The organism is Priestia sp. 40, assembly GCF_049368575.1.
In the GTDB taxonomy this organism is placed as follows: Bacteria; Bacillota; Bacilli; order Bacillales; family Bacillaceae_H; genus Priestia; species Priestia zanthoxyli.
Map to the genome: position 1 here is coordinate 275428 of NZ_JBMPZA010000017.1, position 13077 is coordinate 288504.

Below are 13077 nucleotides of genomic sequence, written 5' to 3' on the forward strand. Positions count from 1 at the left end.
CCGAAGTTATTATAGCAAAATCAACAATTGTTGCAAGGAAAACTTGTCTCCTTTAGCTTAAGCGTTCATTCCTTATTTAAAACTGTTATCATTTTCTAAACGTAACGTCTTGCATTCATTCTATATATACCTTGGATTGGACATAATAAAAGAGCGCTTTATCAGCGCTCACTGTTTTAATAATAATAAGGATAATATGGTGGGTACGGCGGATAATATGGGGCTGGATAACCGTAATAACCTGGACCTCCTAGTGCACTTCCAAGAACTAATCCTCCAAGAAATGGAGCTCCAAAGCCCCAACCCCAAGGGCGACCAAAGCCAAAGCCGAACCCCGGACGGCCGAAGCCAAAACCAGGACGACCGAAACCAAAACCTGGGCGACCGAAACCGAATCCTGGACGACCAAAGCCTCCAAATCCTCCAAAACCACCGAATGGTCTTCTTATGTCATTAATATCAAATTCTTGCATGATACATGCCTCCTCAAATTATATTTCATTCTCTTTATTACATATGTTATTCACCTACTTCTTGCATAGGCAATCGCCTCTTTTTTTGTGATTTCTTAAAAAATATTCCTTTTCTACCACCTCATTAGGATTAAACAAGCGTACAAACATATATTTTTTAAGGATTTGAAACATACTACATGTAGCTTATATAAAATAAGAGAGATGAAACGAGGAATGCACCTTTATAATTTTCAGCAGCTGCTGCAATGAGAAATAAACATAATATGAAAGCATAAAAAGAACGCTCAACAAAAATGTTGACCGTTCTTTTTATGAAAATACATAGCGATTTTTTATTAATTTATCTGACCCTTTGCTTGACCGTATATGCCCTAAAGCTATATAATCCCCTTTTTATACAATGCGCTTTGAACATAAAATCATAGGAGCGTCTCCCCAAACGCTGCTATGTATGTATATCTGTAATCGCTTACAAACCTTTAATAAAAAACCGATATGATTTTCTATCTATTTACATTAAACAATATTTTAGGCTAAATTTCAACACATTTTTTGTTTTTCTTTGTACTCAGCAAAAAAACAGGCGATATAGCACAGTGATTTTCCTTTTTTCCTCTCCCTTTTACTTATAGCCATAATCGTTTATAGTTTATAACGAAAGGAAGTGACGCAATGTCTGATCAACTAGAAGAATACTTAGAACGAGGAAGGTACGGAGCAAAGGAAACAAAAAGAGACGAAAGAAGATATTTCTTAACTGCTCTACGTGAGAATATTGAAATTGCGCTAAAAAAGGGGCAAGTCATGAAAAAGGATGCAGCAAAAATAAAGCCTCTTTTAAAAAAAGTGAAAGACGGTCATTTGTTTTTAAATGGCTCCTTGTCTTATTCATACCTCTCCCCCTATATTCAAGCGGCTAACCAACATAAAGTGCCTTTTACAATCGTTCAGAACTTAGAAGCTGATACCGATATTGGTCTAGTTTTAACGGGTTCTGAAGGCAGTTTGGAACGAGATATCTTTTTAGACTAAAAAAGAGCCCAGCCGGCTCTTTTTTATTTAGCAAATACATGATGATCAATTGTTTTAATTACAGCACGTGAACGAATCCAGTTATCGGTAGCTGTTTTTGGATTATAAAAGTAAATGGAATCATCTAAACGATCTTTTCTAGTCAATGCTTGCTCTACTGCTTTTTTCGAATCTTCTGAAGCAGGTTTGTTAATTGATCCGTTTTGGACCGGTGAAAAAGCGTATGCTTTTCCGACAACTTGTTTAATAACTCCTGTTACCGTATCTGGAAACTTCGGAGAATCTACACGGTTTAACACCACTGTTGCTACCCCTACTTTTCCTTCATACGATTCGCCTTTTGCTTCAGCTTCTACTAAGCGAGCTAATAAATCTTTTTCACTTGCAGAGATCGAAACTGCAGGTGTTTCCTGCTCTGCAGGTTGGGCTTCTGGTTTTGGTTCTGGCTTAGCCGTATGAGCCGGTGCTGCCGTTGAAGGTTCCGTTGTTTCAGCAGCCAGCACTTTTGTCTTACTCGGAATAGCTAATGTCTCACCAATATAAATCATATCTCCTTGACGATTGTTTAATTTTTTAATATCGTCAATTGTTACACTATATCTTTTACCTAACTTCCAAAGACTATCGCCTTTGACTACTTTATAATTAGTTGCAGCCGTAGCTGTTGCATTAAAACCTATAAATGAAAGAGTAGCTAAACATGCTACTACCATTGATTTCATATAACTATGTTTCATAGGTAATACCTCCTGAAATTTCGTATGGTATTACTCTATCATAGCTATATAGGGGTTTCACCGAACGATTCAATTACATTTCTTTAAGTTTAATGAACAAAATTACGTTCGGAACACAAATATGACATTGTACCTTATTTTTTGTCATAATCACGGTAATTTTTCTAAAATACAGGTATATTTTCCCGCTTTATTTCAGTTTAATCAGAAATTTCTCCAACTGTATTTCCCCTTTGCTTCTCATAATAAACATCTAAATTCATCTGCTTTTACATGAAAAGAGCTGAATGTTGTAATCAACATTCAGCTCTTTTTAATCTTCAATCTCAATTTCTACAACGTCATAGAAATCAATCACTAGCTTAGCACCCGTATCATCCATAAACGTAAAGACGTCTTGATCATCTGCTAAATGTATCACGTATCCGGTCAACTGCTGTTCACTGTTGTCGTAAACAGTAGTAATTAGAATTTTTTTATGATCTACATATGCTTCTTCTAATAACGAATGGAGGTCATAGTCCCCGTCATCTTCGGGCCGGTTCGTTAACAGCATCCCATAAGTCGTCATTCCATTTTTATCTTTCCATATATGATCTGCAAAATAAAAAGGTGCTGTACTTTTTCGAAACTCATCCATAATATCCCTCCTATAACTAAACACGTTTATTCGCTCTTACGGTACGCTACTAAATAAACGCACAAGCACTTGTAACAGTATATTCTCTACTGTACAGGCTCATACATCCATTATATAAGGCATAATCAAATAATGCTATCATTTCGTTTAGCTCCTAGGAATTTCTAGATACGTATAGGTGAAATCTCCACCGCGTCCGGCTATTCCACGAAAATGTTTGAAATCAGGGCGATTTACTAAAAAAGGGCGAAAAGCAAGAAAGTCTTCTTTTTTAACTTTAATTTCGGTTACTTTTCCTTCACTTAACTCATTCAACATGTTTATTGCTGTTTGTTCATCCATTCAGTTTCACCTCGCTTTTAACTGTTTAGCCAATTTTGCAGAGATGCAAATTGAGCTTCAGCTTCTTTATATCCTTGGTTGTAAAGTGCGTCGAGACGCTCACGATTCTTCTCAATTCGCCCTACTACAAGAGGGGTTTGCGGACGAATCACAAAGATATTCCCCTGTCTTTCCTGTTCTTCAATATATGACAATGTTTCATTATACAATTTATAGCGGTTCTCAAGCGCACGAGTCAACCCATCATAATGACGATATTTGCGTTTCAATAACCAAAGCATATTTGATTTCTTTTTTCGATATCCTTCGTTTCGCGTTAGCACAACAATATTTTTTCGATATCCATCCTGCACTGCTTTTTTGATTGGAATCGGATCACTGATTCCTCCGTCTAACAGCTCTTTTCCTTTATATGTAACGACAGGTGCTAAAAATGGAAGGGAACTAGAAGCGCGAACCGCTGTCAAAATGTCCCGGTCATACTCATCAAAATAAACGGGTTCTCCCGTCACGCAGTCCGTTGCTCCTACTACAAGCTTCTCTGTACGCTCAGCAAATGCCTCAAAGTCAAATGGAAGAAGCTGATTAGGAATTTCATCAAAAACGAAATCCATTCCAAATATCTCTTTTGTTTTAAAATAATTTTTCCACGACAAGTAGCGAGGATCCTCTAAAAAATCTAAATTAGCTTTGCGGCTTCTTCCTATTTGTCTAGATAAATAAGAAGTGGCATGACAAGCGCCGGCTGAAACGCCAATTACATACGGAAGGTACAGATTTCTTTCCATAAAGTAATCTAAAACTCCAGTTGTATAAAGGCCTCTCATACCGCCTCCTTCGAGCACAAGTCCAGTATCTTTCAATTTCTACACCTTCTAATTCTTATAATTTATGACAAGATTATACCTCGTTTATTATAACGAAAGATGAACAAAGATGGAACTGTCCTGCTTCTCTCTTTCGTTAAAGCTACCAATTCCTTTTATTTCTCAGCACATTTTACTTATTTTTTCAATTTTATTTTATATTTTTTCAAAAAACCCTTTACTAATTCCCAGTTTTAAGGCAAAATTGTAAAAAAGAAAACGCTAACTAGTTTTACTATTTTTAAAATTAAAATTATTGCAAAAATTAATAATGAACTAATTTAAAACAAAGGAGCGATGAATCATGAAAATAGCAGAGGTAGGAAACTTGATAGAATTTAAAAATGGCCTACAGGGCATTGTCGAAAAAGTAAATGAAAACTCCGTGATTGTGGATTTGACTTACATGACGAACTACCGCGATTTAGACTTAGAACAGCGAACTGTTGTCAACCACAAAAACTACACCATTATTAATCCAGCTATGTAAAGGAAAAAAGCAGCCGGAAAGCAAAAGCGGTTGCTTTTTTATTGGTTTTGAAAGAATTGATTCTTTTGTTCTTCTGTAATAATCCCCAGTTTATACATGAGGTAAATATACTGTTGCACCTTAACATCCTTTGAACTTTTTTTCACTGTACTCCCTCTTTTCTAAAATGTTTCTTTATACAATAATATATGGCTGAGACAAAAAAAGTTTCCTTAAAGAAACAAAAACAGGCCCCATTTTTTCTTGAAAGGGGCTTATTTTCGTGTGACAATAAGAACAAGTTACTACTATCTTCTTACCGAAAGGAATTACTAGTATGTTTGATACTGTATTGTTTATCGTTGCTCTTATCGTCATTCTTTTTTTCATCGTGCAGTTCGTTTTTAAACGCAAACAAACTTCAAATAAAAAAACATCCGTTGAACCCATGAATTATGCCGAAGAAGATTCTAACTCTTACACAAGCTGGAGTGAATCTGCTTCTAGCCACAATCATGATGGCGATGGAGAGAGCGGTGGAGATGGAGATGCGGATGGTGACGGTAGATAGAAAAAAAGCCCCTTCTTATGAAGAGGCTTTTCTTTATTTTGATAATACTCGCTTGCCGTTGGTAAACGAATAATAGCATTCACCTGTATAAATGTCTTGGCTTTCATGTACATGAACGCCACATTTATCTTCAAGAGCAGCTTTCATCATCGATTTGGCTACGTTATACGCTTTAATTGGACGATACTTTCTCCACTTTCCTACAAGGCAAAATGAACACGACTTCAACGTGTATCCCCCAATTTTTTCAAATAGGCGAAACTCTTGGCGCTTGCCTAATAATAACGATGGGCGGAAAAAGTGAGTAGAACGGATATACAAGCTTGCGATATCTTCTTCTACTTGCCCCTTTACTTTACTGTAAAAGAATGGCGAACGAAGATCAGCACCAATTGCTGTAATCGTTAAAAAGTTTTTGCAGCGATATTTTTCTGCACATTTAGCCGCTTTTAAAGGAAATTCGTAGTCCACTTTAATGAATTTCGCTTTTGTTTTTGCTTTTTTCATTGTCGTGCCTAAACAGCAATATACATCATCAACTGCAAAGCATTCTTCGTGCTTATCAAGCTCTGAAAAATCAATTTCAAGCTGACGTAGCTTTGTGTGTTCGATTGGTAGCTTTTTCGAACAAACACTGTCACATGGTTATATAAGCTGTTGCTTAATAACATTTTTAAAAGTTCTTGACCAACAAGTCCGCTTGCACCTAATACTAATGCTGATCTCTGTGACATTCTTTCACCTTCTCACCTGTTGTTTTTGCAATGGAAAACAGGTTGCATACACAACCTGTTTGTTCGAATTAACGATTATCAATTGTTTCTGGGTATAAATCATGATTCATTAGGCGGTAATTAGCCATTTCTTCATACTTCGTACCGGGACGGCCATAGTTTGTATATGGATCAATTGAAATCCCGCCCCGTGGTGTGAATTTTCCCCATACTTCAATATATCTTGGATTCATCAGTTTAATTAAGTCATTCATAATAATGTTCATACAGTCTTCATGGAAATCTCCATGGTTACGGAAGCTGAACAAATAAAGCTTTAACGACTTGCTTTCCACCATTTTTTCATCTGGAATGTAACTAATATAAATGGTTGCGAAATCCGGCTGACCTGTTTTTGGACATAAGCTCGTAAATTCCGGACAGTTGAATTTCACAAAATAATCACGATTTGGATGTTTGTTATCAAATGCTTCTAGAATCTCTGGTGAATATTCAAACAAATAGTTTGTTCCTTGATTTCCAAGGAGTGATACACCTTCTAATTCTTCATCTTTTCGACCGCTCATTTGCATTTCCTCTCTTTCTACGATTGTCATTCTAACAGCGTTTTTTTATTTTGTATATATCTGTTTTTATTTTTCTTTGTAAATTTTTTGCTATGCGCTTACACGCCTCGTTTATTTCCCCAAACAAGGGCGTGAACCTGCGGCAGAACTCTTACATCGTTCATGTTTTTAGCTGCCACTGCCTTATCGATTAACCACTCATATTTTTTAAGCAATTCTTGTGTTAACGACGCATTATCGATTGTCGTTAAGTCCTCGTTTCCTACTTGAACAAAAAATGGAACCTTAGGATAACGTTCATGAACAGACGCTGCATACTCAAAGTCCTCATCATTAAATACAACGACTTTTATGCTTATATGCGCCATGCGTTTTTCCTTTATTAATGTCTCTATAATATCGTCTAATACGGAGAAATCTGTTTTCATCAATGAACTTGGAGGCTTAGGAGAAATCGTTAAATCATCGATCTTTAGGAACCAATCCTGATAACGGCTTCCCTGTGTTTCAAGAGCTGCTTTTACCCCATGACTGTGCAAAAGCTCTACAAGTGAACCAATCGCCTTGATAAGCGCAGGGTTTCCTCCAGAAATGGTGACGTGATCAAAGCACTCTCCTCCAATTTCTTTTAGCTCCGTCCAAATTTGTTCTGCTGTTAGCTGACGAATATCGTTTTTAGCTGATCCATCCCATGTAAAAGCTGAATCACACCAGCTGCAGGAATAATCACAGCCTGCGGTACGAACAAACATCGTCTTACGCCCTACAACCATCCCTTCTCCTTGAATCGTTGGTCCGAATATTTCAAGTACTGGAATTGTATTAGCCACGTTTTTTCACCTTCTTTGGGCGGTAAACTACGTAACTTGTCGGTGTTTCCCGCACGAATACTTGTACGCAAGAAGGCTTATTTGGTAGTGTGTCTAGATATTCTTGAACCAACTCATAAATTTTACGAGCAACAACTTCAGTTGTAGGAAAATCATTTGGATTTTCTTCGTTAAAGATAGAATGATCGTTCAATAATGTATGATCAAATTGACCAGAAACAATTTTTTTCAATAGCGCAAAGTTTACTAAAAAGCCCGCTTCGTCTAATGTATCTCCGGCAACAGTTAGATTTACAAAGTACGTATGTCCATGAACTTGACGGCATTTTCCTGCTTCTGTGTGAGGAACAAAATGTGCCGCAGCAAACTGCATATCTTTGTTCAGTTCATATTCATAGTCATGGAGTACTTGAGGATACATTTGTTGCAGCATTATTTCTCTCCTCCTTCTTTTGTTTGCAGATATTGATCTAACCCACGCTTTCGTAATTGACATGCGGGACATTCACCGCATCCGTCAGCAACAATACCGTTGTAGCACGTTAATGTTTTTTTACGCACATATTCAAGCGCTCCTAGCTCATCCGCTAACGCCCACGTTTCTGCTTTATCAATCCACATAAGCGGCGTGTGAATCACAAAATCGAAGTCCATTGATAAATTAAGCGTGACGTTTAACGATTTCACAAATACATCTCGACAGTCTGGATATCCCGAAAAATCAGTTTCACAAACGCCTGTTACGATATGACGGCCTCCGCTGTTTTTAGCCAGTACGGCTGCAAATGATAAAAATAACAGATTGCGGCCATCCACAAACGTTGTAGGCAACTCTCCTTCTTTTTGCTCGATCTCAATATCATCTCGCGTTAAGGCATTTGGTGCTAATTGATTTAAAAGTGACATATCTAGGACGGTATGCTTCACACCTAAATCAGCTGCGATAGCTTTTGCTACCTCTATCTCTTGACTATGACGCTGACCGTATTGGAAAGTAACCGTTTCTACTTCTTTAAAGTTTTTCAAAGCCCAAAATAGACATGTTGTACTATCTTGACCTCCGCTAAATACAACAATCGCTTTTTCATTTTTCATCATTATTGTTCGTCTCCTTTTTGATTGAAATCAAAAGAAGAAGAAACTTTATTGAACCGTTCGTTCCCTTTGTGACTAATTTTATAACACAAAAAAGAGACTGCTCTTTTCCAGCAATCTCCCTAAAAAGCAACTAAGATACACGTCCTTACCAAACACGTCAAAAAGACGTGTTAATAGAAAAGCACGTGAAAGAAGACACGCTAAAACCGTGTCTTTTGTCATCAACGATGATCTTAGTTTTTTATAGAGGGAGTTTTCGAACCTCTCCCGTACATATACAAACGTGTACGGCGTTTCTTCTTGAATTGTCATCGTATACTATACCACATGCGTATAAATAATGCTATGTTTGTTGGCTTCTATCGCCTTTAGCTGCCTTATTTTTCTTTATATAAGAAAGCGCAATAAATAACAACGGAAAACAGACGCTTAGTACAAGTAAATAAAACGGCCAGTAATATTTTTCAAAATAATTGAAGTATGCTGTATTTGGAATAATGTAATACGCCACGCCTGTAATGATTAGACCTAAAGGAAAGCTTAAAAAATTGCGCACCCGTAAATTACATAATTGGACGATACTTAACTGAATAGCATAGAACACAATGACAACTTTAAAAAAGATAGATAACATCCAAATAATAGCTACTAATACTTCAACGTGCTGAATCGTTGCACCTAACGAAATCATTTTTCCTAATAAATAAACTGGGTAGCTGTGCATTGATGCAATATTCGCGCCAAGAGCTAATATACAAGCCGCAACTGCAATCGTAATCGTCAAACCCGATGCCACAGTACCAATTACAATCATTCTTTTTACCTTTTTGCCATCTTTTATATGAGGCGTAATCATTAGCACAAAAATCAATTCCATAAACGGATTTCCTAAGAAATACGTGGTCCCTAACACTAAATCATCCATGCGGAATTCAAACAAAGGGTAAAGACGATCCAGTTTCATCTGAGGAATATTTAACGAAATTAACAATAAAAAAGGTACGACGATCCACGGTAAAAAGATTTCCGCGGTTCTCGCTATCACTTCAATACCTAGATACCCTCCGTATATAACAGCTAAAAGAACAAGAGCATGAATCCACGTAGGCAGCGTTTCAGGGACAATTTGCGTCGTCATAAATGTACTGATATCTCGAAGGGAAAACGTAGATTGAATGAACATAAAAAAAATGTAAATAAGAGAAATACACGCTCCGGCGTAAGGACCTAGCGCCTTTTTAGCTATTTCAATGAACGTTTGCTGAGGGTAACGGTGCATCAGCCATAACAACACCGCAACAATTAAAAGGGCTAAGCCAATAGCAAGTACGCTACATACCCAGGCATTTTGTCTATTCGTTTCTAATAACGTAGCTGGAACTGCCAAAATAGCGCTTCCGATACAAAAAAAATAAATGAGAAAAAGAAGTTGTTTCGGAGTAATAAATTCTTTTATTTGCATCATACACCCCTTCTCTCCTACATGCTCACGTGAATAACAGATGATGAACGGTTCTAGTAAGAGGCTTAATTAGTGCCTCTAAAAAGTACAGAGGCGTAGGAACTTCTTTACGGAGTGTAATCGCTCCCCAAAAGAATAGACCCAAACCTATGAGACAAAGGTAGACGACTATTTCACGGTAATACTTTTCCTTTCGGAAGTTGATCATGATTTTTTTAGTCAAATAAGCAAGCAGTACGAGTAAGGCGATAAATCCCTCCATTTTCTTTCTCCTTAATGCTTCATTTGCTTCATGTATGAGTTATTTAACGTGCCTAAGCGACGGATTTGAACTTTTGCATCTAAATCGACGGTTAAATCCTCTGCGTAAATTCTGTTCCAGTCTCTTTTCATTTTGTACCATCTCTTTACATCTTGTCTGTAAAACGCTTCGCCAAAACCGAAGATATCGCTTTTATAGTTTTTTTGAGCTTTTTCTACTGCATCATTCATTTTTTCTTTTACGTCGGCTGCTGTTTTTCTTTCGAGCATATTGATTACAGCTGGGTCCTGTAAATTCACTTGACACTCTACATCAGCCACGTTCGCTTCTCCTTTTAAATCAACGTGAATATGAGGTTTATGATTTTTCATAGAAGCGGTTACCTTCACATTCGTTCGAAGCATTTCTACTCCGATGATATCATGCTGTTTTTCTTTTTTTTCGCATGGAATAACAATTAACGTACTTTTTACATTTCCTGTAATATAGTTATATCCTTTACTTTCGTCTTCATTGAACCAGCCGATAAGCTTATCATTTTGAAAGACACCCAATCCTTTGAAATTGAGCAGAGTGGAAAGATTGGTGCGAGAAATGCTAGACATATCTCCTGCATTTTTCACATTGCCTTTTAACAATACTCCTGATAACACCGCCTGCTTTCCTTCGCTGGTTAAATTACTGATCAGTTCATTTAACTTTACTCCTCTAGTAGGTGCCCAAATACGCTGTGACACGTCTAATGAAGCAAACATATGGTTAGCTGGTATTTTTTCGATTGTTGTTAATACGTTCAGCACGCTCGATGCTTTCGTGTTTTTAGCAATAACAACAAAATAATCGGTACGCACTTCATGATCCCGAGCAAAGAAATCAAGCACTTCAGCAATACCGTCTTCCGCCATACTTTCGCTAATGACGAGCATTCGTAAATGAGAAAGATAAATTTTCCGCGGGGATTTTGTCGTTATTTTTCTTAACCCTTCCATTACAGACGAAGCCTTAATAGAAAATGTCGTAACAGAAGGCCCGTTTGTAGGGGTTTTGGCCTGAATATCACCAGGGTTAATCAGCTGAACTGTAACAATGATGCCATCTTCTGCTTTATCAATTCCGACAGCAACCGTAATGGCTAGTTCATTCAACTCTCGACTGCTCCAGCAGCCGCTTAATAGCAATGAACAAATACATAACATTAGAAATGCTTTCATAGTAAACGGCCACCTTTACACAGTTTAGTTTTTTTGCGTCTTTTGACGTGAAATATTCTTCTCGTTAATAAGCTTTGGCCTTGTTTTCATTTTTTTGATCGAACGTCTAATTAGAACATCCTTTTGATCACGCTTCACAAATGGAGCCATAGGTGTCATATAAGGGACTCCAAATGACCTTAAGCTGCATAAATGTAAAATCATTAAAATTAGCCCAAGGATAATACCGAATAAGCCAAAAGTAGCTGCTAAAACCATTAAAATAAAGCGCAGCATCCTTACTGCAATAGCCATATCATACACAGGTGACACAAAGTTACTAATAGCGGTGATGGATACAACGATAACCATTGCAGGTGAAACTAATCCCGCTTGTACGGCGGCTTCTCCTAAAACGAGTGCTCCCACAATCGAAATAGCTGAACCTACTGCTCGAGGCAATCGGACTCCTGCTTCTCGTAAAATTTCAAACGTGATTTCCATAATAAACGCTTCAATAATAGCAGGAAAAGGAACACCTTCCCTTTGAGCTGCAATACTAATTAACAAAGCAAAAGGAAGCATCTCTTGATGAAAAGTAGTTAAAGCAATATAAGCAGAAGGTGTTAAAAGGGCTAAGAAAAATGCCATGTAGCGCATTAAGCGAATCAATGTACTAATATCTGCGCGCTGGTAATAATCTTCGGCCGCTTGAAAAAATTGAATAAATAGGGCAGGAACCATCAATACAAAAGGTGTACCGTCTACTAGAATCGCTATTCGCCCCTCTAAAAGACCTGCTGCCACGGAGTCTGGACGCTCCGTGTTATGCATAGTAGGAAAAGGTGTATAATCTTCATCTTGAATCAACTCTTCGATATATCCGCTCTCCAAAATACCGTCTATATCAATTTTAGAAAGACGCTCCTTTACCTCTTGAATAACCTGTTCATCCGCAATGCCGTCTATATAAACGAGCGCAATATCCGTTTTTGTAAACTCTCCTATTTGCTGAGATTCAATCCAAAGTTTTGGAGATTTTATTCGGCGCCGAATCAATGCGGTATTCGTTCGCAGTGTTTCTGTGAAGCTGTCTCGAGGCCCTCTTACAACGGTCTGAGATTGTGGTTCAGAAACAGCCCTGTCTCTCCACCCTCTTGTACTTGCCACAATACACGTTTGATACCCTTCTAAAAACAGCACGGTATCTCCTGATAACACATGAAGAAGAGCATCATCCAATGTCTTTGCTTCCATGATTTCACCCGCTGCCAAACTATAGCTTTTAATCAATTCGTACATATTAACGATGCCATCATCATGTGTTAAATGTTCATCGTGATAGTGCATAATGGAGTCCAGCGCATAGTGTTCAACTTCGTCTTTATTTACTAATCCGTCGATGTAAGCAACGCCTAAAGTGAATTTTTCTTCAATCGAAATTCGAAACTCTCGCACAACTAAGTCCGTGCTCTGTCCCAGTGCTTTTTTCATGCGGGATAAATTATCTCCCACCCTCTCCGATAATCTCTGCTCTTCCTGTGTAGAAGAAGCACTCGTTTTCTTAGAGTCCTTCGATTCATCAGCTTTTTCTTTCCGCTGTTTGGATTTATTCGTTAACTCAGATAGTTTTTTTATACGCATTGCTCATCCTCCACTACATTGAACGAAAAGAAACGGAATTTCTTCTTTTTAGTCTCTATAGTTTTTGTATGAAAAGGAAATTTATACTTGAAGCCACTTTAATAATCTTTATTTTTGACATCATTTGTGCATTTCTATAGGATAGTAATGGATAATTC

Annotated in this window: 16 protein-coding genes, 1 pseudogene and 1 riboswitch; of the genes and pseudogenes, 3 read left to right on the forward strand and 14 right to left on the reverse strand. The window is 37.5% G+C overall.

The window, feature by feature from the left end; translation table 11 throughout:
- Positions 1 to 176 precede the first annotated feature (176 nt).
- Positions 177 to 473, reverse strand: coding sequence for a hypothetical protein (locus ACO1DI_RS21125; protein WP_029325095.1), 297 nt, complete (start codon positions 471 to 473; stop codon positions 177 to 179).
- A gap of 675 nt (positions 474 to 1148) precedes the next feature.
- Between ACO1DI_RS21125 and ACO1DI_RS21130 the strand changes: the two genes are divergently transcribed.
- The gene (locus tag ACO1DI_RS21130) at positions 1149 to 1508 is read left to right on the forward strand and encodes a YueI family protein (RefSeq protein WP_423145591.1); all 360 of its coding nucleotides are present in this window, start codon (positions 1149 to 1151) and stop codon (positions 1506 to 1508) included.
- A gap of 23 nt (positions 1509 to 1531) precedes the next feature.
- Here ACO1DI_RS21130 and ACO1DI_RS21135 read toward each other — a convergent pair whose 3' ends face one another.
- From ACO1DI_RS21135 to ACO1DI_RS21150, 4 genes are all read right to left on the reverse strand, one after another.
- Complete coding sequence (locus ACO1DI_RS21135) at positions 1532 to 2245, reverse strand: cell wall hydrolase (RefSeq protein ID WP_028414144.1); 714 nt, start codon at positions 2243 to 2245, stop codon at positions 1532 to 1534.
- A gap of 313 nt (positions 2246 to 2558) precedes the next feature.
- Entirely contained in the window at positions 2559 to 2885 is a 327-nt protein-coding gene (locus ACO1DI_RS21140; protein ID WP_014461050.1) for a hypothetical protein, read from the reverse strand.
- A gap of 147 nt (positions 2886 to 3032) precedes the next feature.
- Positions 3033 to 3227: a hypothetical protein gene (locus ACO1DI_RS21145; protein WP_013055990.1), complete on the reverse strand. Its 195-nt coding sequence runs from the start codon at positions 3225 to 3227 to the stop codon at positions 3033 to 3035.
- Between the two features lie 17 nt (positions 3228 to 3244).
- Positions 3245 to 4090 (reverse strand): patatin-like phospholipase family protein, encoded by an 846-nt coding sequence (locus ACO1DI_RS21150; RefSeq protein ID WP_013055989.1) that lies wholly within the window; start codon positions 4088 to 4090, stop codon positions 3245 to 3247.
- 307 nt (positions 4091 to 4397) lie between these two features.
- Here ACO1DI_RS21150 and ACO1DI_RS21155 point away from each other — a divergent pair, with 307 nt between their 5' ends.
- Together ACO1DI_RS21155 and ACO1DI_RS21160 are read left to right on the forward strand one after the other, a co-directional pair.
- Positions 4398 to 4583 (forward strand): YkvS family protein, encoded by a 186-nt coding sequence (locus ACO1DI_RS21155; protein WP_013055988.1) that lies wholly within the window; start codon positions 4398 to 4400, stop codon positions 4581 to 4583.
- 316 nt (positions 4584 to 4899) lie between these two features.
- Positions 4900 to 5133, forward strand: a complete 234-nt coding sequence (locus ACO1DI_RS21160) for a hypothetical protein (RefSeq protein ID WP_014461053.1) — start codon at positions 4900 to 4902, stop codon at positions 5131 to 5133.
- Positions 5134 to 5166: 33 nt separating this feature from the next.
- Here ACO1DI_RS21160 and ACO1DI_RS21165 read toward each other — a convergent pair.
- The 9 genes and pseudogenes from ACO1DI_RS21165 to ACO1DI_RS21205 form a co-directional block, all read right to left on the reverse strand.
- A pseudogene (locus ACO1DI_RS21165) lies at positions 5167 to 5867 on the reverse strand (NAD-dependent epimerase/dehydratase family protein).
- A 68-nt stretch (positions 5868 to 5935) separates the two neighbouring features.
- On the reverse strand, positions 5936 to 6433 hold the full coding sequence (gene queF, locus ACO1DI_RS21170; RefSeq protein ID WP_013055985.1) for a preQ(1) synthase: 498 nt from the start codon (positions 6431 to 6433) through the stop codon (positions 5936 to 5938).
- A 98-nt stretch (positions 6434 to 6531) separates the two neighbouring features.
- On the reverse strand, positions 6532 to 7263 hold the full coding sequence (gene queE / locus ACO1DI_RS21175) for a 7-carboxy-7-deazaguanine synthase QueE (RefSeq protein WP_014461055.1): 732 nt from the start codon (positions 7261 to 7263) through the stop codon (positions 6532 to 6534).
- Complete coding sequence (queD, locus tag ACO1DI_RS21180; RefSeq protein WP_014461056.1) at positions 7256 to 7696, reverse strand: 6-carboxytetrahydropterin synthase QueD; 441 nt, start codon at positions 7694 to 7696, stop codon at positions 7256 to 7258. Before queD ends, queE begins: the two co-directional genes overlap by 8 nt.
- Complete coding sequence (queC, locus tag ACO1DI_RS21185) at positions 7696 to 8361, reverse strand: 7-cyano-7-deazaguanine synthase QueC (RefSeq protein WP_014461057.1); 666 nt, start codon at positions 8359 to 8361, stop codon at positions 7696 to 7698. The genes queD and queC overlap by 1 nt, the downstream gene beginning before the upstream one ends.
- A gap of 227 nt (positions 8362 to 8588) precedes the next feature.
- Positions 8589 to 8632: riboswitch (PreQ1 riboswitch) on the reverse strand.
- Positions 8633 to 8704: 72 nt separating this feature from the next.
- Positions 8705 to 9826 (reverse strand): GerAB/ArcD/ProY family transporter, encoded by a 1122-nt coding sequence (locus ACO1DI_RS21190; RefSeq protein ID WP_014461059.1) that lies wholly within the window; start codon positions 9824 to 9826, stop codon positions 8705 to 8707.
- Between the two features lie 22 nt (positions 9827 to 9848).
- Complete coding sequence (locus ACO1DI_RS21195) at positions 9849 to 10085, reverse strand: hypothetical protein (RefSeq protein WP_013055980.1); 237 nt, start codon at positions 10083 to 10085, stop codon at positions 9849 to 9851.
- 11 nt (positions 10086 to 10096) lie between these two features.
- Entirely contained in the window at positions 10097 to 11296 is a 1200-nt protein-coding gene (locus tag ACO1DI_RS21200) for a Ger(x)C family spore germination protein (protein ID WP_014461060.1), read from the reverse strand.
- Positions 11297 to 11320: 24 nt separating this feature from the next.
- Positions 11321 to 12919: a spore germination protein gene (locus ACO1DI_RS21205; protein ID WP_014461061.1), complete on the reverse strand. Its 1599-nt coding sequence runs from the start codon at positions 12917 to 12919 to the stop codon at positions 11321 to 11323.
- Positions 12920 to 13077: the final 158 nt, after the last annotated feature.

Coding starts and splice junctions, on each gene's coding strand:
- ACO1DI_RS21125 (WP_029325095.1), bottom strand. CDS start 473: ATGCAAGAATTTGATATTAATGACATAAGAAGACCATTCGGTGGTTTT.
- ACO1DI_RS21130 (WP_423145591.1), top strand. CDS start 1,149: ATGTCTGATCAACTAGAAGAATACTTAGAACGAGGAAGGTACGGAGCA.
- ACO1DI_RS21135 (WP_028414144.1), bottom strand. CDS start 2,245: ATGAAACATAGTTATATGAAATCAATGGTAGTAGCATGTTTAGCTACT.
- ACO1DI_RS21140 (WP_014461050.1), bottom strand. CDS start 2,885: ATGGATGAGTTTCGAAAAAGTACAGCACCTTTTTATTTTGCAGATCAT.
- ACO1DI_RS21145 (WP_013055990.1), bottom strand. CDS start 3,227: ATGGATGAACAAACAGCAATAAACATGTTGAATGAGTTAAGTGAAGGA.
- ACO1DI_RS21155 (WP_013055988.1), top strand. CDS start 4,398: ATGAAAATAGCAGAGGTAGGAAACTTGATAGAATTTAAAAATGGCCTA.
- ACO1DI_RS21160 (WP_014461053.1), top strand. CDS start 4,900: ATGTTTGATACTGTATTGTTTATCGTTGCTCTTATCGTCATTCTTTTT.
- queF (WP_013055985.1), bottom strand. CDS start 6,433: ATGAGCGGTCGAAAAGATGAAGAATTAGAAGGTGTATCACTCCTTGGA.
- queD (WP_014461056.1), bottom strand. CDS start 7,696: ATGCTGCAACAAATGTATCCTCAAGTACTCCATGACTATGAATATGAA.
- queC (WP_014461057.1), bottom strand. CDS start 8,361: ATGATGAAAAATGAAAAAGCGATTGTTGTATTTAGCGGAGGTCAAGAT.
- ACO1DI_RS21190 (WP_014461059.1), bottom strand. CDS start 9,826: ATGATGCAAATAAAAGAATTTATTACTCCGAAACAACTTCTTTTTCTC.
- ACO1DI_RS21195 (WP_013055980.1), bottom strand. CDS start 10,085: ATGGAGGGATTTATCGCCTTACTCGTACTGCTTGCTTATTTGACTAAA.
- ACO1DI_RS21200 (WP_014461060.1), bottom strand. CDS start 11,296: ATGAAAGCATTTCTAATGTTATGTATTTGTTCATTGCTATTAAGCGGC.
- ACO1DI_RS21205 (WP_014461061.1), bottom strand. CDS start 12,919: ATGCGTATAAAAAAACTATCTGAGTTAACGAATAAATCCAAACAGCGG.